This window comes from Sphingomonas sp. Ant H11, assembly GCF_000797515.1.
In the GTDB taxonomy this organism is placed as follows: Bacteria; Pseudomonadota; Alphaproteobacteria; order Sphingomonadales; family Sphingomonadaceae; genus Sphingomonas.
On the sequence record NZ_JSBN01000002.1, the window covers coordinates 159,184 to 181,410 of the forward strand.

A 22,227-nucleotide genomic window follows, 5' to 3' on the forward strand; every position below is an offset into this window, starting at 1 on the left:
GAGCCTTGCTTGCGGCAGCGCTCAAATTGCTCACGCGCCTACCCTCCCCACAACCGTTCGTGCTGGGCTTGTCGAAGCATTCCCCGCAACGACCGTCGCGCTGGTGGCGAGCGGTGCTTCGACAGGCTCAGCAAGACCGGAAAGAAGGTGTGTTTGGTCGCTCATGCCGCGTCCTTCCGCTCGACGAGATCGACGAAAATGTCCTCGAGCGAGCTCTTATGCGTTTCGAGATCGCTATAGCCGATGCCAAGCTCACCCAGCCTGGCGAGCAGGATCGGAATATGCTCGTTTTCGGAATCGAAAGTGTAGACCAGCGTCTTGCCCTCGTCGTCGAGCGCGACCGACCAGCCATCCAGCCCGGACGGCAACGACACCATCGGCGTTTGCAGCGTGATCGCCATACGGCGCTTGCCGAGCTTCTTCATCAGCGCGGCCTTGTCCTCGACCAGGATGATACGGCCCTTGTCGATCACGCCGACCCGGTCGGCCATTTCCTCGGCCTCTTCGATATAATGCGTGGTCAGGATGATCGTGGTGCCCTTGGCGCGCAGGCGGTGGACGAGCTTCCACATGTCACGGCGCAAAGCGACGTCGACCCCGGCGGTAGGTTCGTCGAGGAACAGGATGTCGGGTTCGTGGCTCAGCGCCTTGGCGATCAGCACGCGCCGCTTCATGCCGCCCGACAGCTCGCGGATTTTGGCGTCGCGCTTGTCCCATAGCGACAAGTCGCGCAGCACTTGCTCGATATAGGCATTGTCGGGCGCGCGACCGAACAGGCGACGGCTGAACTTGACGGTGGCGAGCACCGTCTCGAACATGTCGACCGACAATTCCTGCGGCACCAGCCCGATCGCGCGGCGCGCGCTGCGGAAATCCTTCTGCGCGTCATGCCCCAGCACGGTAACCGTGCCGGTGGAGGGCGTGACGATGCCGCAGATGATCGAGATCAGCGTCGTCTTGCCCGCACCATTGGGCCCGAGCAGCGCGAAGATTTCGCCACGCCGAATATCGAGATTGACTGGCTCGAGCGCGCGCTGGCCCGAGGCATAGACCTTCGAGACCCCGGCAACCGATAAAACAACGTCCATGAAGCCCCCGTTCCTGCGCGCTAGGTAGGGGGCCGGTTGCGCTGCAACAAGCGGTCGGCGGTTATTTCCCCGCGCGCGCCTCGGCGACCGCTTTCTGCAATTCCTCCAGCGGCAAGGCCGAGGACACGACCTTGCTGCCGATCACCCAGCTTGGCGTGCCCGTCAGCCCAAGCGCGCGCGCGATCGTTTGATTTTGCGCGATTTCGGCGTCCGCCTTGGGGGCAAAGGCCGCCGCGCGCGCCTGATCGACGCCAGCGGCCTTCGCCGCCGCCGCGATCGTCTGCGCCGACACTTGCCCACCGGCATAGAGCGCATCGTGGAATTGCTGGAACTTGCCCTGGTCGGCGGCCGCCAGGCTCATCCGCGCGGCATCGACGCTGCTTTGCGCGAGGATCGGGAATTCGCGGTAAACGATGCGAATCTTGGGATCGCTCTTGAGCAACGCCGCAATTGCGGGCAGGCTCGCCCGGCAATAGCCGCAATTATAATCGAAATATTCGACCAGGGTGACATCGCCCGCCGGATTGCCCGCCCAGGCGCTGCCGAACGGTTTGAGGATCGCGTCGCGGTTGCTGGCGATGGTGTCGGCATGGGCGCGGTCGCGCAGCCGGTCGAGCGCTTCGGGAATGATTTCGGGATGCGCCAGGACATAGTCATGCACCACGCCCTCGACGCGCGCGCGATCTCCGTCGGCAGCGGGCACCACCCGTTCGATTCCGGCAAACGCCGCCGCGCCAAGGAGCGCCGCGATCAGCGCGGTCGCAAAAACAGTCCAGCTCAGGCGCATCAGCGTCGCTTCTTATATTTCTTGGGGTTGTCGTCCATCTCGTTCTGCGCCGAGAGGGCAATGTCCTGCGCGCGGATCCAGTCGACGCTATTGGGCGGCAACCCCTGCATCGCGCCGCGCGCGCTATAGGCGGCCGTCCGGTGATCGCCGGTCAGGCTCGCTTGCTCGGCGGTGGCGAGCAGCGCGCGCGGCTGATCGCCCGAGGCCTCATACGCCGTGCCCAATTGATACCAGGCGAAGGGATTGTCGTCGTCGCGCGCCACCGCCTGGCGCAGCACCTTGATCGCCTCGGGATAATTGGCCCTGTCCTCGGTCGCGATCAGCGCATGGCCGAAGGTGGTCGCGATCAGCGGGGCGTTGCGCGATAGGTCGGTTGCCTCGCGCAACGGGGCCAGCGCCTGTCTGGGCTTGCCCGCTTCGAGCAGGATCTGCCCCTGAATTTCCAGGAAATAGGGGTCGTGCGGATCCGCCTTCAGCAATGCCGCTGCCTCCGCGTCGGCCTTTTCGGGATAGCCCGCTTTATGCCAGGCGTAAGCGCGCGCATAATGGGCGTACACACTCTGGTCTTGCTCGGGATAGACGTTCAGCGTGGTCTTGGGGTCGGCGACATAGCCAAGCAATTTGGCCTTCACGCGCTTGAAACGATCGTCCAGCGCAAGGTCGGGCTTGGCGTTGTAGAAGGGCGACGACGTCACGTCCGCCGTCAAGTTGGCGATGCGCTCGCCCGACAAGGGGTGGCTCTGCGCGAACGGATCGATGTTCTTCAACCCATAGGCATATTCTTCATTGGCCAGCTTCTTGAAGAAGCTCAGCATCCCCTTGCCGCTGATGCCCGATTCCCGCAGGAATTTTGCCCCCGTCGCATCGGCGGTCGATTCCTGCACGCGCGAGAAGGCCAGGAATTTTCCTTCGGCGGCAGTGGTGCCTGCCGACAGAATGCCCGCCCCCGCCTCGGGCGCACCCGCCGCGATCGCCGCGATGCCGAGCACCATGCTGAGGATCGAAATGCCCATTGCAGGACGCGCGCCCGCATCGATCAATACGACATGGCCATCGGCGACATGGCCCAGTTCATGCGCAATCACGCCCTGCACTTGATTGGCGTTGTCCGCCGCCTGGATCAGCCCGGAATTGACGTAAATTGTTTGACCGCCGGCGGTGAAGGCGTTGATCGAATCGTCGTTGATCAGCACGACCCGCACATTGTTGGGCGACAGGCCCGCCGCCAGGATCAGCGGGCGCGACATGTCGTTGAACATCGCTTCGGTTTCGGCATCGCGCAGGATCGACTGCGCCGCAGCCGGTTGGGCCCAGATCAGGAGGGAGGCCGCGAGTCCCGCGAAGAGCCGCTTCATGCCCGACCTATCGCCGAGTTTTCCGGCCGGGGCAACCGGCCTTGCGGTGCGGTGAAAGGGCGGAGCGGTAAGGCAAACCAACCGGCCCCTCGCCCACAGGCGAGGGGCCGGTCGTTGGTCACGCCCCGAAGGTACGCTGCCACCAGCCACGACGCGGGCTGCCGGCTTCGCCCGGATCGGGATCGATCGCGCGCGGTGCCGCGTCGCTCGCTGCCGCCGCAGACGAAGCCTCGTCCTGCGGTGCATCGGGTGCCGGAGCAGCAGGCTCCGCCACTGGTGCGACGCTCTGCGCTACCGGGGCTTCTTCTACCGGGGGAGTTTCCACTTCAACCGCTTCCACGGCTGCGGCCTTGGCCTTGCGGGTACGCTTTGCCTTTGGCTTGGGGGTGTCCTCCACCGGAGCTTCCACGACGGGTGCGGCTTCCGCCGGTTCGGCCGCCTCAACCGCCTTGGCCTTGGCACGCCGGGCGCGCTTCGGTTTCGCGGCCGGTTCGACCTCGCTTGCAGCTTCGACAGCCGGTTCGGCTTCCACCACCGCTTCGGCTACCGGAGCCGCCTTTGGCGCGGCATCGCGCGCACGCGGACGACGACGTCCCTTCTTCGGGGCCTCAACCTCGGGCTCGGCTTCCGCTTCGACCGCGACCGGCTCGGCTTCGACCAGCGCAGCGTCGACTACGGGAGCCTCGCCATCAGCGGCTTCGACAACCGCCTGCTCGCCGTCGCTGCGACGACCGCCACGGCGACCGCGACGGCCACGACGGCGACGACCGCCTTCGCTGCCTTCTCCCTCTTCCGACGACACTGCGGCCGGGGTCTCGGCGTCTTCGCGCTCGGCATCCTGCTCCGACGCGTCCTCGTCACCACCGCCGTCGACGACGGCTTCGCCCTCGGCGGCACCCTCACCCTCAGGCCGGTTGCGACCGCGACGGCCGCGACGGCGCCGACGGCGACGCGAGCCACCGTCTTCTTCGCTACGCTCGGGCCGTTCGCCGCGCTCGCGCGGTTCGCGGGCAGCGCGCGGCTGCTCCTCTTCCTCGACCTCGTCCTCGATTTCGTCTTCGATCTCGTCCTCGACGAAATCTTCCTCGATCTCCTGGATCGGCGCTTCGAAGCGCGGCGTGTAAGCAGGCGGCGGGCCGGACACTTCGACCGACATGCGCGCGCCTTCCTGCTCACCGTCGGGCGCGACTTCGATCATCACGCCATAGCGTTCCTCGATCTCGGCCAGTTCCGCGCGCTTGCGGTTCAGCAGATAGAAGGCCGCTTCCTGGCTGGCGCGCAGCAGCAGCTGCGATCCGCGCCCTGTGCGGCTTCATCTTCCAGCAGGCGCAATGCCGACAGACCCGAAGAGGAGGCGGTGCGGACGAAGCCGGTTCCCTCGCAATGCGGGCATGGCCGGGTCGACGCTTCGAGCACGCCGGTGCGCAAACGCTGGCGGCTCATTTCCATCAGGCCGAAGGACGAAATGCGACCGATCTGGATGCGCGCGCGATCGTTCTTGAGCGCTTCCTTCATCGCCTTCTCGACCTTGCGGACGTTCGAGCCGTTGTCCATGTCGATAAAATCGATCACGACCAGCCCGGCCATGTCGCGCAAGCGCAACTGGCGCGCGATTTCGGCGGCGGCCTCGAGATTGGTCGCGGTCGCGGTTTGCTCGATCGAATGTTCGCGCGTCGACCGTCCCGAGTTGATGTCGATCGACACCAAGGCTTCGGTCGGGTTGATGACGAGATACCCGCCCGATTTGAGCTGCACCACCGGGTGGTACATCGCCGACAATTGCTCCTCGACGCCCGCACGCTGGAACAGCGGCACGGGATCGCTGTAATGCTTCACCTTGCGCGCATGGCTCGGCATCAGCAGCTTCATGAAGTCCTTGGCGTGGCGATAGCCTTCCTCGCCCTCGACGATCACTTCGTCGATGTCGCGATTGTAGATGTCGCGGATCGCGCGCTTCATCAGGTCGCTGTCGCCATAGACCAAAGCGGGGGCCGAGGAGGACAGCGTCGTCTCGCGAATCCCGTCCCACAGCCGCGCCAGATAATCGAAGTCGCGCTTGATCTCGACGCGGGTGCGCTGCAGCCCGGCAGTGCGCACGATGCAGCCCATCGAGGGGGGGAGCTTCATGTCGGCCATGATCGACTTGAGCCGCTTGCGGTCGCCAGCGTTCGAAATCTTGCGGCTGATCCCGCCGCCATGCGACGTATTGGGCATCAACACGCAATAGCGGCCAGCAAGCGACAGATACGTCGTCAGCGCCGCGCCCTTATTGCCGCGCTCTTCCTTGACGACCTGGACGAGCAGCACCTGGCGGCGGCGGATGACGTCCTGGATCTTGTAGCGATGCCGCAAATTGGTGCGGCGCTCGCGCAGATCGTCGGCGGCATCGTCCGATGCGGTGCGCTTGCGACGACGGCCACGCCCCTCGCCACCGCGGCTTTCACCCTCGGCGACGACTTCTACGTCGGGTTCGGCACCGCCATCATCCTCGAAACGCTCGATCGAGGCATCGTCGGCGGCCGAATCGCGTTCGAAGCCGTCGTCTTCATGCTCGTCGTCGTGAAGATCGTCCTCGGCCTCCTGCTGGGCGCGCAACGCGGCTTCTTCCGCCGCATGCTCGGCCTCTTCGCGCAACAGCGCGTCGCGGTCTTCCTTGGGGATCTGGTAATAATCGGGGTGGATTTCGCTGAACGCCAAAAAGCCGTGGCGATTGCCGCCGTAATCGATGAACGCCGCCTGCAGCGACGGCTCAACGCGCGTCACCTTGGCCAGATAGATATTGCCTTTGAGCTGCTTGCGCTCGGCGGATTCGAAATCAAACTCTTCGATTCGGTTTCCCTTGACGACAGCAACGCGGGTTTCCTCCCGGTGCCGTGCGTCGATCAGCATACGCGTGGTCATGTATTATTCTCCGGTCGCGCGGCGCAGAGCCAAAGGGCGCTGGGCGCCGTGGCGCTGGCCGCGCGCGATCAATGAAAGTGGCCGATCCGGCGAGAGTATCGCCTGGCTCGATCACATGGTGGTTTACGAAAACTGCCTCTGCTCGCCCTGCACGCCCCGCCTTCCGGCCTTGGGCATTCCGCGCGCTCGCGATCCCGCCGGTGGAAACCGGGCGGTGCGAGGGGCGGAATACATACATCATGCGAACGTCAACCTGGATAAGCCGCGCCCAAGGAACATGAGGGGCGGCCAGATGGCCCTCGCCGCGGTCGATACTAGGCCGCGATCAGGAACTGTTTGATGCCTAGCACCCCCGCTCGCGCGCAGCAACCGGCACGTTTTTTGCCGCCCGACCGGCAATTCTATGCCTACGACCATATTAACCGCACCCCGAAAGGCTGTTTTGTCGTCTCCGGCCTAGTCCAGACGAATGAGCGCGACCTCCCGCCCTTTGGCAGCCCCTTTTCGCTTTACCGCGCCGCAGTCGCGACGGCATTACGGACGCGTGTCGTTCGTTTTCGCCTTGCTGGCCTGCTGGTTCGTCGGCGCTCCCGGTTGGGCGGCGTCGGTCGAGCGCGTCGAGGTCCAGCACGACCGGATCGTCGTGCGGTTCGATCAGCCGATCGCCGATGCGTCGAGCTTCGTGCTGGCCGCACCGCACCGGATCGCGCTTGATCTGCAGGGCGCGACCCCCGGCGGCAAGATCGCCGCGGGCGGGCCGGTATCGAGCGTGCGCCAGGGCGCGCACGGTGCCAACGGCACGCGCGTCGTGTTCGACCTTGCACGCCCGGCCCTCGTCACCGAAGGCGTGTTCGGCCGCGACGGACGCGAACTGACACTCGAACTGCAGACCGTCGACGATGCGACCTTTGCGCGCGCGGCGGGGGAACGGCGGCTGCATTTCCTGCCGCCGTTCAACATGGGGATCGTGCAAGCCCCCGCAACCTATGCGGTATCGGTGCCGATCCCGCCTGCGCCGCGCACGCCCGGATTGCCGCGCATCTATGGCGACGATGACAGCCGTCCGCTGGTGGTGATCGACGCCGGACACGGCGGAGTCGATCCCGGCGCGATTTCGCCCATCGACGGTCGCCGCGAGAAGGACGTGACCCTGAAGATCGCCAAGGCGATCCGCGACGAGCTGGTCAAATCGGGCCGGGTCCGTGTGGCGCTGACGCGTGAGGACGACCGTTTCCTCGTGCTGCAGGAACGCTATGGCATTGCCCGCAAATTGCGCGGCGACCTGTTCATCTCGATCCATTGCGACAGCGTCGGTTCCGGCAGCGCCAGCGGGGCATCGGTCTACACCCTGTCCGAAGTCGCGTCCGACAAGGAATCGGCCAAGCTGGCGGCGCGCGAGAACAAGGCCGACGTCATCGCCGGTGTCAATCTCGCGGCCACGTCCGCCGACATCTCCTCGATCCTGATCGACCTCACCCAGCGCGAGACGATGAACTCCTCGGCCAATTTCGCGCGACTGCTCGGCCGCGAGGCGCAGCCGCTGATCCCGGTGAAACCCAATTTCCACCGCATGGCCTCGCTGATGGTGCTGAAAGCGCCCGACATGCCCTCGATCCTGTTCGAGACCGGCTATATCTCCAACCCGCGCGACGCCGACTTTATCGACAGCGCCGACGGCCGCCGCAAGATCGCGCAGAGCATCGAACGCGCGGTCGAGGTGCACTTCGCACGGCGGATGGCGTCGAACTGACCTTTCACGGCCTCGCACCGCGCGCAGTTAAGGCGGCTGGCAACGCGCGGGAAAGTTGCTAGAGCCTGACACCCATATGGCCGCTTCTGATTCCACCGTGAATTTCCGCATCCGCCGCGACATTGGCGGCTTCCGGGGATACCTTCGAAATGCCTGGGGCCGGTGGTGGGTCAAGGCGCTCGCCGCATTGGGCGTGCTGTTCGTCATCGGCTATACGGTGTTTTACTTCCTGTTCGCCGCCGATCTGCCTTCGGTCGACAAATTGCGCACCTATGAGCCGCCACTGCCGACCAATGTGCGCGGCGTCGATGGTACGCCGATCCACAGCTATGCGCGCGAACGCCGGGTCGAACTCAGTTACGACGAATATCCGCCGCTTCTGGTCCGCGCGTTTCTGGCCGCCGAGGACAAAACCTTTTTCGAACATCACGGCGTCGATTATCTCGGCATCGCCAGCGCGGCGATCAACAATCTGACCAGCCACAAGCGCCCGGCCGGCGCATCGACCATTACGCAGCAAGTCGCCAAGAACCTGCTGATCGGCAACGAGACCAGCTACAGCCGCAAGATCAAGGAAGCGATCCTCGCGTACCGGATCGAGGACACGCTGACCAAGAAGCAGATTCTGGAACTGTATCTCAACCAGATCGCGCTCGGTCGCAACGCGTTCGGCGTCGAGGCCGCGAGCTACGCCTATTTCGGCAAGGATCTGAACCAGCTCGATCTCGCGCAAATGGCGTATCTGGCGATCCTGCCCAAGGGCCCGTCCAATTACGACCCCGTCCGCCACGCCGACCGCGCGCTCGTCCGTCGGGCTTATGTGCTGCGCGAAATGCTCAAGAATGGCTTCATCACCCAGGCGCAGCATGACGAAGCCATGGCCGAACCGCTCGGCACCGTGCCGCGCCAGACGCCCAAGACCGAAACTGCGGGCAGCGGCTATTTCGTCGAGGAAGTCCGCCGCCAGTTGAAGGACAAGTTCGGCGAGGACGAAAAGGACGGGCCGTACAGCATCTATGCCGGTGGCCTGTGGGTGCGCACCTCGCTCGACAACCGGCTGCAGGACTATGCGCAGACCGCACTGCGTGAGGGCTTGCTGCGCTTCGATCATGGCCGCGGCTGGTCCGGACCGATCGACCATAAGGACATTGTGGGCGACACCTGGCAGACAACGCTGCTCAACACCAATATCGGGCTCGATTACGACAATTGGCGCGCGGCGATCGTGACTGCCGTCGGCGCAAGCGAGGCGACGATCGGCTTTTCCGACGGCAGCACCGGCGTCTTGCCCCGAGACGCCGCGCAAATGCCGGTGCGGGGCGAGGGCGGCACCGCTTTCGCCGCGCTGAAACCCGGCGACATTATCGCGGTTGCGCCGGAAGGTGGGGCGTTTGCTTTGCGCTCGGTGCCCAAAATCTCGGGCGCGTTCGTGGTCGAGGAACCGCAGACCGGGCGCGTGCTGGCCATGCAGGGCGGGTTCGATTTCCGGGCGCAGGCCTTCAATCGCGCGACGCAGGCGATGCGGCAGCCGGGATCGACGATCAAGCCGATCGTCTATGCTGCGGCGCTGGAGGGCGGGATGACCCCTGCCTCGATCATCGTCGACGGCCCGTTCTGCGTCTATCAGGGCGCGCGGCTGGGCCAGAAGTGCTTCAAGAATTTCGGCAATGTCGGCGGGTCGGGCGCGCATACCATGCGCTGGGGCGTCGAGCAGTCGCGCAACCTGATGACGGTGCGCGCCGCCGCCACGACGGGGATGCCGCGGATCGTGTCGCTGATGGACCGGATCGGCGTCGGCAAATACGAACCGTATCTGTCCTATTCGCTCGGCGCAGGGGTGACGACCGTGTCGCGCATGGTCAACGCTTACGCCATCCTCGCCAATCAGGGCCGCTCGCACCCCGCGACGCTGATCGATTTCGTGCAGGACCGCCACGGCAAGGTGATCCTCCCCGAAAACTGGCACCCGTGCGACCGCTGCAACGCGCCCGACTGGAACGGCAAGCCGATGCCGCGCCCGGTCTCGCGCGGCAAGCAGATCGTCGATGCGATGAGCGCGTATCAGATGGTCCATATCGCCGAGGGCGTCATCCAGCGCGGCACTGCCACCGTGCTGCGCGACCTCGACCGGCCGATGTTCGGCAAGACCGGCACCAATACCGGGCCAACCGACGTATGGTTCATCGGCGGCACCCCGCAAATGATCGGCGGCCTGTATATCGGCTACGACCAGCCGCATTCGCTGGGCGGCGCGGCGCAGGGCGGCACGCTCGCCGCGCCGATCTTCAAGGCGTTCGCGGTCAAGGCCTATGAGGGGCTGCCCAAAATTCCGTTCCGCGCGCCCGCCGGCATCCGCATGGTCCGCATCGACCGCGCGAGCGGCAAGCCTGTGTTCGGCACCTGGCCGACCGACGATCCCAAGGCGTCGGTCATCTGGGAAGCCTTCAAACCCGAAAGCGAGCCACGCCGCGTCGTCCACCGCGACGTGATCGTTCCCGACCCGGCCGCTGCGGCCGCCGCCGCTGCCGCCAAAGCACGCGCCGACGCCCAGGCACCGAAGGACACGCGCCGCGACAGCGATTTCCTGCAACGACAGGGCGGTATTTACTAGCGGCGCGCCAACCTCATATACGGCAGGCACGCTATCGTTTTCCCGCCAACGGGAAGAACGACACGATATTTTTCTGGAAGGTTCTCCCATGCGCGCTGAAGCGCAGGCTCATATCGACTCGATCAAGGACGCGCTCGCGCTGCTCCGCCGGTTCCTCGACTGGGACCGCGCGCTGCGTCGGCTCGATGAACTCAACGCGCGCGTTGAGGATCAAACTTTGTGGAACGACCCCAAGGCGGCGCAGGCGGTTATGCGGGAGCGGCGCCGTCTCGATGAGGCGATCACCGCAACGCGCGCGATCGAAAGCGAGCTCAACGATACGGCAGAGTTGATCGAAATGGCCGAGGCCGAGGGCGATACCGAGATGGAGACCGACGGCCTCGCCGCGCTCGCCGATCTCGCGCGCCGCGCCGAACAGGACAAGATCAAGGCGCTGCTGGCGGGCGAAGCCGATGGCAACGACACCTATATCGAGGTCAATGCCGGGGCGGGCGGCACCGAGAGCCAGGACTGGGCCGGGATGCTCAGCCGCATGTATTCGCGCTGGGGCGAACGCCACGGCCTGAAGGTCGAACTGATCGACCAGCATTCGGGCGAGCAGGCCGGAATCAAGTCGGCGACGCTGCTGCTGAAAGGCGAGAACGCCTACGGCTATGCCAAGACCGAAAGCGGTGTCCACCGCCTGGTGCGCATCAGCCCGTATGACAGCGCCGCCCGCCGCCACACCTCGTTTGCCAGCGTTTGGGTCTATCCGGTGGTCGATGACAATATCGAGGTCGACTATAACGAAAGCGACCTGCGCATCGACACCTATCGCGCGTCGGGCGCTGGCGGGCAGCACATCAACACCACCGATTCGGCGGTGCGCATCACCCACATCCCGACCGGCATCGTCGTGCAGTGTCAGAACCAGCGCAGCCAGCACAAGAACAAGGCCGAAGCCTATAACCAGCTCCGCGCGCGATTGTACGAGCGCGAACTGGCGATCCGCGAAGCCGCGGCCAATGCGGAGAATGCGGGCAAGACCGATATCGGCTGGGGCCACCAGATCCGCTCTTACGTGCTGCAGCCATACCAGATGGTGAAGGATCTGCGCACCGGCGTGACCTCGTCGAGCCCGTCCGATGTGCTCGATGGCGATCTCGATGCGTTCATGGCCGCCGCGCTATCGCAGCGCGTCACGGGCGAGACGGTCGAGGTGGAGGACGTGGACTAGTGCACTTTCACGGTGCCCGCGCGCTGACCTTGGTGGCCGTGCTGCTGCTCGCCGCGTGCGACGGCGGCACGCCGCGCGTGCCCGATCATACGCAGGAGGCAGGCCCCTTCCCCGCCGCCGACCGCCCGGTCGCCAAGATCAGCTCGCCACGCTGGTCGACCGAGGAGGATCGCGACCGGCTGAACGAAGCCGGCGAGGTAATGACCAAGGCCGGAATCAAGCCCGGTATGACCGTCGCCGACATCGGCGCCGGCGAGGGCTATTACACGATCCGCGCCGCCAACCGCGTCGGCAAGACCGGGCGCGTGCTGGCCGAGGACATCGTAGCCGAGGTGCGCGATACGCTGGCGCTGCGCGTGTCGCGCGAGCGGCTGGAGAATGTCAGCGTGCGTCTCGGCGCGCCCGCCGATCCGCGGCTGCCCGATGCCAGCTTCGATCGCGTGCTGATGGTGCATATGTACCATGAAATCGCGCAACCCTATGAGTTCCTGTGGCGGATGCGCCCCTCGCTAAAGCGGGACGGGCTGGTCATCGTCGTCGATGCCAACCGCCTGACGCAAAACCACGGGACGCCGCCCGCGCTGCTCAAATGCGAATTTGCGGCGGTCGGCTACACCCAGGTCGCACGCTACGACATGCCCTCCGCGGGCGGGTATCTCGCCGCGTTCCGGGCGGAGGGGCCTCGCCCCGAACCGGCAGCGATCAAACCCTGCCGGATGACCTGATCCGCCGTTATGCCAGCCGACTTCGCGCTACCGCATCACCCGGCAGCGCGCTACACCGACCTAATGCAAAACCCGCTCGACCGGATCGAAAAGACGCTGCAACAGCGAACGACACGATGAACCAACTTGCGGGTATGAAGGCGTGAACATGCGGCACCCCGAACACCAATATCTCGACTTGCTTCAGCAGATTCTCGACCATGGCGACCAGCGCGTCGACCGGACCGGGGTCGGGACGCGCTCGCTGTTCGGCGCGATGATCCGGTTCGATCTTTCCGACGGAAGCGTGCCGATCCTCACCACCAAACGCGTCTACTGGAAGACGGCGGTGAAGGAGATGCTGTGGTTCCTGACCGGGGACACCAGCCTGCAGTCGCTGCTGCGCGAGAATGTGAAGATATGGACCGATTGGCCGCTCGCGCAGTACCGGCGCTCCACCGGACACGACATTTCTCAAACCGAGTTTGAGCAGCGTGTACTGAACGACGATGCCTTTGCCGCGCAATGGGGAGACCTGGGCCCGATTTACGGGAAGCAATGGCGCCGTTGGCAAGGCGCGGACGGGCGCGTGCATGATCAGATCGCCAGCCTTGTCGAGACGCTGAAGCACAATCCGGCCAGCCGCAGGATGCTGTTTCATGCCTGGAACGTGGCGGAGCTCGATCAGATGGCGTTGCCGCCGTGCCACATGGTCTATCAATTTCACGTAACCTCCGACGGGCGGCTGAACTGCGGCCTCTACCAAAGGTCGTGCGACCTGTTGCTGGGGGCCGCCTTCAATTTCACGGGTGCCGCCGCGCTGCAGCTGATGCTTGCCCAACAGGCCGATCTCCGCCCGGGAGAGCTCGTCTGGATGGGCGGTGACGTCCATCTGTATCTGAACCATCTGGATCAGGCGCGCGAACAGATATCCCGCGATCCGCGCCCGTTCCCGACCATGCGCCTCCTCCGCAAACCCGCTGATATCGACAGCTATCGGATCGAGGATTTTCAGGTCGAAGGGTATATGCCGCACGGTCCGATCAAGGCCGACGTCGCGGTGTGATGGAGCGCGCTTAGTTCGAGTATCTGCCGCTTTTCGGGCGCTCCAAAATCGAGTGCCATCGCGACGAACCCCGGCGGTCGCCACCGCCCTCCCTACAAAAAGCAGAACCGGCACAGGGGAATGCCCCCGGGTTATCCTCTGACGCGGTCGCAGTGTCCGGCACGCGCTCGCTGCGGCCGCTCACCCTCCACGCGCCCCATGCCGGATGCAGCCGCGTCAAGTGGGAAGGGCTGCCCTGCGATCTCCGACTGGACCAGATCTTTAATTCACTCTGTAGAGAATGAGTGTTGATTCGGATCGAAAACTGGGGCATCCAGACCCCATCGCGCCGGAGAGCGTGTGTGGGTGAGGATGGGGAGGTTTATGAAGAGCTTTGCATTGTTGCTAAGCGCATCGGCGTTAGCATTCACATCGGGAAGTGCGGCGATCGCCCAGACCGCCACCACGCAGACGGGCGACGTCCAGCCAGCGGCGGCGACCGACAGCAGCCAGGACATCGTCGTCACCGCGCTCCGTCGCAACGACAAGCTATCGCAGACTCCAATCGCGGCTTCGGTCCTGAGCGGCAGCGACCTCGCCAACAAGGGCGTCGTCAACATCGACGCACTGCAGTTCGCGGTGCCGAGCGTGGTCGTCAACAATTTCGGGCAGGGCCTCGAGTTCAATGTGCGCGGCATCGGCAAGGCCGAGCACAATTCGCAAACCACCACCGGCGTCATCACCTATCGCGACGGCGTGCCCACCTTCCCTGGCTATTTCCAGGAAGAGCCGTATTTCGACATCGCCAATATCCAGATCCTGCGCGGGCCGCAGGGGACGTCGGTTGGCCAAAACGCAACGGGCGGCGCGGTCTTCGCCAACACCAACGATCCGATCATCGGCGGCGGTACGCACGGTTATTTCGCCGCGAGCTACGGCAACTATAACGACCTGAGCGGACAGGGGGCGGTCAACCTGCCGATCAGCGACACCTTTGCCGCGCGCGTCGCCTTTTCGGGCGAACGGCGCGACGGGTTCTACCACATCACCGGGCCGGGCGGGGCACCCTATACCGGCAATAACGGCAGCGTACGCTCGATCGCAGGGCGGATAAGCTTCCTGTGGAAACCGACCGATCGACTGTCGATCCTGTCCAAGACCGATCTCGATTATCTCGACATGGGGGCCTATCCGGCCGACCCCTTCACCAATCGCTTCAAGACGCTGACGCTGGCCGGCGGCACCGTCGCCAATCCCAACTACCGCGACCTGTTCGACATCACCGCCAACATGCCGCAGGAAGCACGCGACAAGTTCGTCCGCACCGTGCTCAAGATCGACTATGAATTCGTCGGCGGCATCAAATTCCGCTCGATCACCGGCTTCCAGAACGGCAACACGCTATACCGCGCAGATCTCGACGGAACCAATGCGACCGCCAACGTCGCCGCCACGCCAACCGCGCCGGCACAGAAGAATTACATCTTCTTCGACACCACCACCGAGACGCAGTTCAGCCAGGAATTCAACCTCATCTCACCCGATAACCAGCGCCTGACCTGGCTGATCGGTGCCTTCGGGCTGTGGAACACCTATTTCTGGCTGCCGCCCTACCAGTTCGTGATCGACGCTCCGGCGGCGGGGCAGCCGCTCGGCACGACCGCCGCGCAATACACGCTGCAGGGGCGTAACCCTGAGCGCTCGCTCGCGGTGTTCGGGCAAGTCGGCTTCAAGATCACCCCACGGCTGACGCTGGATCTCGGCGGACGCTACACCGCCAGCCAGTCGACCAATCATGTCGACATCAACCAGAACGGGCTACGGCTCCGCGACGACCAGCACATCACATCGGACAATTTCTCGTACAAGGCGTCGCTCGGCTGGGTGATCGACCGCAACAACTATCTCTACGGCTTCGTCGCGACCGGCTTCCGCCCGGGCGGAATCAACGTGCCGGTCGGCTCGGGCCTCGCCACCCCGCCCTTCCAACCCGAAAAGGTGCGCTCGTACGAAGCGGCTGGAAGGCCAATTTCGCAGGCGGCCGCATCCACACGACGATCGACGGATTCTACAACGATTACCAGAATTTCCAGGTGATCGTCGGCTATCCGACGCTACCGGTGTTCGGTTTCGAGATCAACGTGCCGGGCACGACCAAGATCTACGGGTTCGAGGCCGAGGCCGATCTGAAGGCGGGCAACTTTACCTTCGACGCCGGGATCAACGTCCTGCACAGCGAGCTGGCGCAGTTTTACGCGCTCGACACGCGCACCGGCGGGTCGTTTGCGCCGTGTTCGCCAACCACCGGACCCGCCACTGCAACCTGCCTTAACCTCAAGGGGCGCGAGCAGACCTATGCGCCCAACCTCACCTTCAATCTCGGTGCGTCGTACGAGCATCGTTTCGCCAACGGCGACACGCTCACTCCGCGCGTCAATTTCGGGCATATCGCGGCGCAATGGGCGACGCTGTTCGAGAACGCCGCGCAGGGCGACCGGCTCGACGCGCGCAACATTCTCGGCGCGCAGGTGGCATGGCAGCACAAGACCTGGACGGTAACGGCTTACGGCACCAATTTGACCGATCAACACTATGTTGCAGCGCTCAACAGCGGGCTCGATTTCGCCGGACCGCCGCGTCAGTATGGCGTCAAGGTACTGAAAACCTTCTGACGCAACGGCGGCCACCGCCCGCGCGGGCGGTGGCCGTTGCCCATCCCGCCAACCACGAAGGCATCATGCAAAGCTACGGCCTGACAGTCGACAAATTCCTGGATCATGCCGCAAAGTGGTTTGGCACGCGCGAAGTGGTGGAAGCCGATGCCGGGCGCGTGTCGCGCCGGACCGGCTACGCCGATCTGCGCGCGCGCAGCAACCGCATGTCGGGCGCGCTGGCCTCGCTCGGCTTGCGGTTCGGCGACCGCATCGCCACGCTCGCGTGGAACACCCAGGCACATTTTGAGGTCTATTACGCAGCGATGGGCGCGGGGCTGGTGTGCCATACGCTCAATCCGCGGCTGACCGTACAGCACCTTGCCACGATGATCGAGGAAGCCGAGGACCGGGTCCTTGTCGTTGCAGCGGATCTGCTGCCGCTGTCACGGGCATTGCTGCAGTTGTGCCCGGCGATCGAACACGTCGTGGCAATCGACGCTGCGCTGCTGCCGGGCGAGACGCTCGGCGACCATCGGGCACAGCTGTGGGACTATGAACGTCTCCTCGACCAACATGGTGCCGCGAGCGCATGGGGGGACTTTGACGAGAACGTTGCGGCCGGGCTGTGCTATACTTCCGGCACGACCGGGCGGCCGAAGGGCGTCCTCTACACGCATCGCTCCAACTACCTCCACACGCTGCGCACCCTCCAGGCAGATTCGATCGCGCTAACCGCGCAGGATGTGCTGCTGCTCGGCGTGCCGATGTTTCATGCCAATGGCTGGGGGCTACCGTTTGCCGCGCCTGCGGCGGGCACCAAGCTGGTCTTGCCCGGACGAGCGATCGACGGAGCGAGCCTGGCGACCCTGATGCGCGACGAGGGCGTGACAATCGCGGTCGGGGTGCAGACCGTCTGGCTCGGGCTTGTCGACCATCTCGAACGCACCGGTGGCGAGTTACCCGATCTCAAGCGCATTCTGATCGGCGGCTCGAATTGTCCCGATGCGCTGATCAATCGCATCGAGCAGCGGCTCGGGGTCTATGTCCAGACGAGTTGGGGAATGACCGAACTGTCGCCGACCGGGACGATCGCGCCGCCCTATCCCACCGGGCAAGGCCGCGGTGCATCGGGGCGACCGCCGCTTGGGGTCGATCTCAAATTGACCGATGCCGATGGTGCGGCCCTTCCTTCGCAGCGCGAGGCGATGGGACATCTCAAGGTCCGCGGCGCAAGCGTTCTCGACCGCTATTTTCGAGCCGAGAGCGACGCGTTGGACGAAGAGGGATTTTTCGATACCGGCGACCTGGCGATGATCGACGCCGACGGCAACCTCACCATCTGCGGGCGTGCCAAGGATCTGATCAAGTCGGGCGGCGAATGGATCAACCCGACCGAGATTGAGGCGATTGTCGGCGGACATCCGGCCGTGCGTCACGTTGCAGTGATCGCGCGACCTGACGCCAGATGGGGCGAGCGTCCGCTGCTGGTTGTCGAAACTGCCGACGCGAGCGGAACCCCCGACAGCCTGATCGGAATGTTGCGCGGCAAGGTCGCCGATTTCTGGATCCCCGACCAGGTCGCCGAGGTCGAGGCGATGCCGCTCGCCGCAACGGGCAAGATCGACAAGCTCCGGCTAAGCGCGGACTTTGCTGCGGGGCAGATCAGCACGACTCACGTCGGGCGGTAATTTCCCCCTTTCACCCGCCCTCCGGCGCATCTCCCATTTGGCGCTGCTCACCGTCAGGGGCACCCCGCCCCTGCGGCCGGCAGCTTCGGTGCGGCCAGCCCGACATTCCAGTTCCAGCCAATCGTGCCCGTCGCTTTGCGGCGGCACATCACGGTCTCGTTGAACGCGTACATACCCGGCATCGGTTTCGCCTCGGCGCGCGGCACGTCGGCGACGTGGAGATAGGCTTGGCCGGTGCCAAAGGGTTGCCATATCGGCCCGTTCGCGGCCACGGGTCGGCCGTCACGCGTGAAGCTTGTCCAGTAATCGAGCAATGCGTCGGACACGGCGCGCTCTGCCGGTGTCTCCGGCACGCGCGGCCAGCGTGGCGGGGTGCGGTCGAAGGTGCCGAATACGAACGGCAATTCGCTCGCATGAAAGGCGTGGAGCCCGGCTTGATCTGCAGCGGGATAGCCGTGATCGAACAGATAGAGATAAGCCGGCTGGCCGAGCGCAGTCTGCATCCGCGCGAGCCGCTCGGCAGTCCAGCCATAGAGCGCATCGCGAGTCGTCGCCAGGATACTCTCCTTATAGGTGGCGGCCGGGTACAAGGTGAGGAACGTGTCGGCGAGATCGCCATAGCGCTCCCGGATGCCCTTCTCATAGTCGGCGGCGGTCGCAGGGGCTTTGGGCGCGAGCACCGTCAGCGAGCGGATCTCGCCCTGGTTGAAGCCAGCGAGCACGGGAACGGGTGCCTGCTTCCCTGCAGCGAACGTTGAGACCATCTGCTCGGGCAGCACCAGTCCGTCGACGGTTCCCCAGGGGCCGTATCCCATTGCAGCGGCGCTGTTGGTCAGCGTCTGCGCGTCCATTCCGCGTAGTGTCGCAAGATCGGGTGCCTGCAGCGCGGCAGCAAGCAGCTCCCCTGCCCCTTCGGCCGAAGGCGCACCGTAAACCGCCTTCTTGAGCTGCGGCATCGAGATCATATAGCCGCTTTCGACGATCGCTCGCGCGAACAACCCCCGCGCGAGGGGCGATTCGAGCAGGTACATCGCACTCAGCCCACCTGCGGATTCGCCCGCGATCGTAACCTTGGCGGGATCGCCACCGAACGCAGCGATATTGGCACGCACCCATTTGAGCGCTGCGATCTGGTCAAGCAGTCCGTAATTGCCCGAGACGTGAGCGACCGATTCGTGGCTGAGCGCGGGATGCGCCAGCCAGCCGAGCACGCCGAGACGATAGTTGATCGACACCACGATCACCCCGCGCTCGGCCATCCGCTTGCCATCATAGAGCGGCTCGCGCCCTGACCCGGCCACCAATGCGCCGCCATGGATCCAGAAAAACACGGGCGCATCGCTGGCGTTAGCGGGGGCCCAAATATTAAGCGTCAGACAATCTTCACTGACGGGCATTGGGTCGCCGCTGTAGATGGACGCAGTCTTCGCCTGTGGCTGGACACAGGCTGGGCCGAAAGCACCGGCAGCGCGCACGCCGCTCCACCGCGGCAGCGGCACAGGGGGGTGCCAGCGCAGCGCCTGCACCGGCGGAGCGGCATAGGGGATGCCCTTGAACACCTGAACCCCGTCCTCCACGACGCCCTGCAGCTTCCCGGCAGGCGCGGTGACGATCGGGGTGGAAGGGGCTTGCGCCGCAGACGCGGTGGCACCGGCCACGCCGAGCAGCGCGAGCGAATGGATCAGCAGCTTCATGCTATGTCCTTTCTGGGTAGGCTGCCACGCACACGCAACACGCGGGCGAGCCACAGGAACAGGGCGATTGCGACGAGATAGGCGGGCGCGAGGGTGTAGAGCGCCGCCTGCAATCCATGCGCGGAGCCGTGTGCGGTAAACCAGTCGCTCGCCGCGCCAACATAGGTAGGACCGAGCCCCAGCCCGATGAAATTCATCACCAGCAACAACAGTGCTCCGGACAGCACGCGTTGGTCGGGGCGCACCTCTTCCTGCACCAGTGCGACCGCAGCCGAGAGGTAGAAATAGTTGAGCAGCATCACCACAGTCAGCAGCACCAACGCCACTGGCCAGCCCGGTGCCCAGAGGAACGCGACATAGAAGGGCAATGCGATCGCCAGCGAAACAGCCGGCCCGATCGCATAGACTTTGCGCGAGCGCGGCAGCAGGCGATCGATCACGCGCCCGGAGGCCAGCATGCCGCCGCCCATGCCGATCGCCACTGCGATGGCGTACCACAGCGCGACCTCCCCCAGTGTCATGCCCTTTTCGCGGATCAGGAACAGCACCGCGAAGTTGCCAAGACCATAAGTGACAAACTGCGTTGCCCCGCTCCCGATGGAGACAAGCAGCAGCACCGGGTTGGCAAAGAACGCACCGACCGTTCCCCAGAACGGCACCGTGACATGCCCCCCGGGCAGCGCATCGTCGAGCGCCCCCCCGCGTCGCTCGCGGATCAGCAACCGCACAGCGATCGCGGTGACAATGCCGATCGCGCCGATCGCGATAAACGCATCGCGCCAATCAAACGCTGCAGCGACCGACGCACCGAATGCGATGCCGATCGCCGCGCCGATCGGTGGACCGAGGTTATAGATGCTGAGCGCCGTCGCGCGCCGTCCCTTTGGAAAGGTGTCGGTAATTATCGCATAAGACGGCGGCACTCCGCCGGCCTCGCCGAATCCCACTGTCATGCGCGCCAACACCAGCTGCGGGAAGGTCACCGCCAACCCACAGGCAATCGTAGCACCGCTCCAGATTGCGCAGGCCAGCGACACCACGGTGACGCGGTTGGTGCGGTCCGCGAACCAACCGACGGGGATCGCAATGAAGCAATAGAAAAGAGCGAAATACAAACCGCCGAGCAATCCAAGCTGGCCGTCGGTGATCTGCAGCGAATCCTGGATCGGCTTGGCAAGGATTCCGATCAACTGCCGATCGAGGAAGTTCAGGACATAGACAAAGGTCAGCACGAACAGGACCAATCCGCGCCTGAACGCCCCGCCCGGCCAACCGATCGCCCGCGTCGCGGCATCCGAGGCCGGAACTTCCATAAACCCTCTCCGTCGACGTGTTTTCGTCGTTGTCGCGATGATGCGGATGAGCGGCTCTCCTGTCAATAAGTCACTCTCTCGTGTGTGAATGATCAACAAGCGGCGATCGCTGCTTGACGCTCGCGTCGGGAGTCGGGAAGGACATTGTCGTGACCCAGGATATACCCGTACAGCGTCGCCCGCGCCGGGCCGAGCAACGCGCCGAAACGATGGAGTTGATCCTCGATACGGCCGAAGAGCTATTCTCCAAACACGGCCTGCACGGCGTGACACTGAAGGAGGTCGCCAAGCGAGTCGGCGTCCATCACACGCTGCTCAATTATTATTTCGCCGACAAGAAGGCGTTGTTCGACGCAGTATTCGCGCGCCGTGCGGTGGTAACCAGCGAACGCCGGATGAAGGCGCTTGACGATTACGAGTCCGCCGCCGCGGGCAAGCCGACCGTCGAGGGCGCGCTGCGCGCATTTCTGGATACCGATCTCGACCTCTATATCGATGGCGGCGAGGGCTGGCGTAACTATGCGAAACTCGGCGCGCAGGTCGCCAACACGCCGGAATGGGGGGCCGAGCTGATGGACACGCATTTCGACCCGGTCGTTCTGCGGCTGATCGGACTGCTCAAGCAAGCGCTCCCCGAGTGCGAGGAAAGCAAGATTTTCTGGGGTTATCATTTCGTCACCGGCGCGCTGATGCTGACGCTCGCGCGCACCGGGCGGATCGACAAGCTATCGGGTGGCATCAGCCGGTCGGACGACTTTGTGTCGGTAAAGGAGTATATGGCGACCTTTATGGCTGGTGGCTTTCTCGCGATCTGCACACCGCAGCCGACCGCCATCACCACTTAGAAATCTACACTCCGGCGACGGATCAAAGCCCGCCTGGAACGTCGTCGGTCCGGCTCGGCGCAGTGGGAAAGGTCGGCAATGTCCGATCTTTCAACGCCCGCTTGTGGTCACCTGTTCGAGCGACGCTGCCATTCTCGATGAACACCCTCTCACCGCGCTTTTGTGCCGAAGCGCGAAAGAGGGCGTGGGCCGTATCAAAGCGCGCAATCATTACGCCGCATGTGAAATAATATACAGATTTCGCCTGACGATCTGGGCGAACCCGCACGCGTGATTTCATTTGGCATCTTGAACAGGGAGCGATCATCGCCCTCGGCGTATATCGCAATCCTACCTTAATGCAGAACGCCGGTTATCGATCAGGGGCATCACCATCTAAAAACACGATCGATCTCCAGGACACGCAAGCATCTGTCCTGAAGCAATTTCTTTATTATTACATATTACAAAAATCAGCTAAGATCTTCTCAAAGTAAGCGATTCGCGGGCGGGGGGAAATAATGGGGCAGTTTCGGACTGAGCGGGGGCGATTTCGTGCCTTCGCCGGATGCATGCGATCTGCACTTGGTACCTTTG

The 22,227-nt window shown here is 64.3% G+C and carries 12 protein-coding genes and 2 pseudogenes; 8 read left to right on the top strand and 6 right to left on the bottom strand.

Going from position 1 to position 22,227, the window contains the following annotated elements:
- Positions 1-161 precede the first annotated feature (161 nt).
- The 4 genes and pseudogenes from NW75_RS00975 to NW75_RS00990 all read right to left on the bottom strand — a co-directional run bounded on the left by NW75_RS00975 (position 162) and on the right by NW75_RS00990 (position 6,119).
- Entirely contained in the window at positions 162-1,088 is a 927-nt protein-coding gene (locus tag NW75_RS00975; RefSeq protein ID WP_033963086.1) for an ABC transporter ATP-binding protein, read from the bottom strand.
- Positions 1,089-1,149: 61 nt separating this feature from the next.
- On the bottom strand, positions 1,150-1,875 hold the full coding sequence (locus NW75_RS00980; protein WP_033963087.1) for a DsbA family protein: 726 nt from the start codon (positions 1,873-1,875) through the stop codon (positions 1,150-1,152).
- On the bottom strand, positions 1,875-3,230 hold the full coding sequence (locus NW75_RS00985) for a M48 family metalloprotease (RefSeq protein WP_033963088.1): 1,356 nt from the start codon (positions 3,228-3,230) through the stop codon (positions 1,875-1,877). The genes NW75_RS00980 and NW75_RS00985 overlap by 1 nt, the downstream gene beginning before the upstream one ends.
- Positions 3,231-3,348: 118 nt before the next feature.
- A pseudogene (locus NW75_RS00990) lies at positions 3,349-6,119 on the bottom strand (Rne/Rng family ribonuclease).
- Between the two features lie 556 nt (positions 6,120-6,675).
- Here NW75_RS00990 and NW75_RS00995 point away from each other — a divergent pair.
- The 7 genes and pseudogenes from NW75_RS00995 (at position 6,676) to NW75_RS01025 (ending at position 17,799) form a co-directional block, all read left to right on the top strand.
- Positions 6,676-7,881 (top strand): N-acetylmuramoyl-L-alanine amidase, encoded by a 1,206-nt coding sequence (locus NW75_RS00995; RefSeq protein WP_033963090.1) that lies wholly within the window; start codon positions 6,676-6,678, stop codon positions 7,879-7,881.
- 76 nt (positions 7,882-7,957) lie between these two features.
- Entirely contained in the window at positions 7,958-10,492 is a 2,535-nt protein-coding gene (locus NW75_RS01000) for a penicillin-binding protein 1A (protein ID WP_033963091.1), read from the top strand.
- Between the two features lie 88 nt (positions 10,493-10,580).
- A complete protein-coding gene (gene prfB / locus NW75_RS01005; RefSeq protein ID WP_033963092.1) occupies positions 10,581-11,708 on the top strand; it encodes a peptide chain release factor 2 in 1,128 nt (375 codons plus the stop codon).
- Positions 11,708-12,433 (top strand): class I SAM-dependent methyltransferase, encoded by a 726-nt coding sequence (locus NW75_RS01010; protein WP_033963093.1) that lies wholly within the window; start codon positions 11,708-11,710, stop codon positions 12,431-12,433. The genes prfB and NW75_RS01010 overlap by 1 nt, the downstream gene beginning before the upstream one ends.
- A gap of 148 nt (positions 12,434-12,581) precedes the next feature.
- On the top strand, positions 12,582-13,478 hold the full coding sequence (locus tag NW75_RS01015) for a thymidylate synthase (RefSeq protein ID WP_033963181.1): 897 nt from the start codon (positions 12,582-12,584) through the stop codon (positions 13,476-13,478).
- A 363-nt stretch (positions 13,479-13,841) separates the two neighbouring features.
- Positions 13,842-16,129 (top strand): annotated as a pseudogene (locus NW75_RS01020) (TonB-dependent receptor).
- Between the two features lie 65 nt (positions 16,130-16,194).
- Positions 16,195-17,799, top strand: coding sequence for an AMP-binding protein (locus NW75_RS01025; RefSeq protein ID WP_033963183.1), 1,605 nt, complete (start codon positions 16,195-16,197; stop codon positions 17,797-17,799).
- 53 nt (positions 17,800-17,852) lie between these two features.
- On the opposite strand, the gene NW75_RS01030 is transcribed toward NW75_RS01025, so the two are convergent.
- Positions 17,853-19,493, bottom strand: a complete 1,641-nt coding sequence (locus NW75_RS01030; RefSeq protein WP_033963094.1) for a carboxylesterase/lipase family protein — start codon at positions 19,491-19,493, stop codon at positions 17,853-17,855.
- The gene (locus NW75_RS01035) at positions 19,490-20,806 is read right to left on the bottom strand and encodes a spinster family MFS transporter (RefSeq protein WP_033963096.1); all 1,317 of its coding nucleotides are present in this window, start codon (positions 20,804-20,806) and stop codon (positions 19,490-19,492) included. Before NW75_RS01035 ends, NW75_RS01030 begins: the two co-directional genes overlap by 4 nt.
- Before the next feature lie 149 nt (positions 20,807-20,955).
- Between NW75_RS01035 and NW75_RS01040 the strand changes: the two genes are divergently transcribed.
- Positions 20,956-21,651, top strand: a complete 696-nt coding sequence (locus NW75_RS01040; protein WP_033963186.1) for a TetR/AcrR family transcriptional regulator — start codon at positions 20,956-20,958, stop codon at positions 21,649-21,651.
- The last annotated feature ends 576 nt before the right edge of the window (positions 21,652-22,227 follow it).

Coding starts and splice junctions, on each gene's coding strand:
- NW75_RS00975 (WP_033963086.1), bottom strand. CDS start 1,088: ATGGACGTTGTTTTATCGGTTGCCGGGGTCTCGAAGGTCTATGCCTCG.
- NW75_RS00980 (WP_033963087.1), bottom strand. CDS start 1,875: ATGCGCCTGAGCTGGACTGTTTTTGCGACCGCGCTGATCGCGGCGCTC.
- NW75_RS00985 (WP_033963088.1), bottom strand. CDS start 3,230: ATGAAGCGGCTCTTCGCGGGACTCGCGGCCTCCCTCCTGATCTGGGCC.
- NW75_RS01000 (WP_033963091.1), top strand. CDS start 7,958: ATGGCCGCTTCTGATTCCACCGTGAATTTCCGCATCCGCCGCGACATT.
- prfB (WP_033963092.1), top strand. CDS start 10,581: ATGCGCGCTGAAGCGCAGGCTCATATCGACTCGATCAAGGACGCGCTC.
- NW75_RS01015 (WP_033963181.1), top strand. CDS start 12,582: ATGCGGCACCCCGAACACCAATATCTCGACTTGCTTCAGCAGATTCTC.
- NW75_RS01025 (WP_033963183.1), top strand. CDS start 16,195: ATGCAAAGCTACGGCCTGACAGTCGACAAATTCCTGGATCATGCCGCA.
- NW75_RS01030 (WP_033963094.1), bottom strand. CDS start 19,493: ATGAAGCTGCTGATCCATTCGCTCGCGCTGCTCGGCGTGGCCGGTGCC.
- NW75_RS01035 (WP_033963096.1), bottom strand. CDS start 20,806: ATGGAAGTTCCGGCCTCGGATGCCGCGACGCGGGCGATCGGTTGGCCG.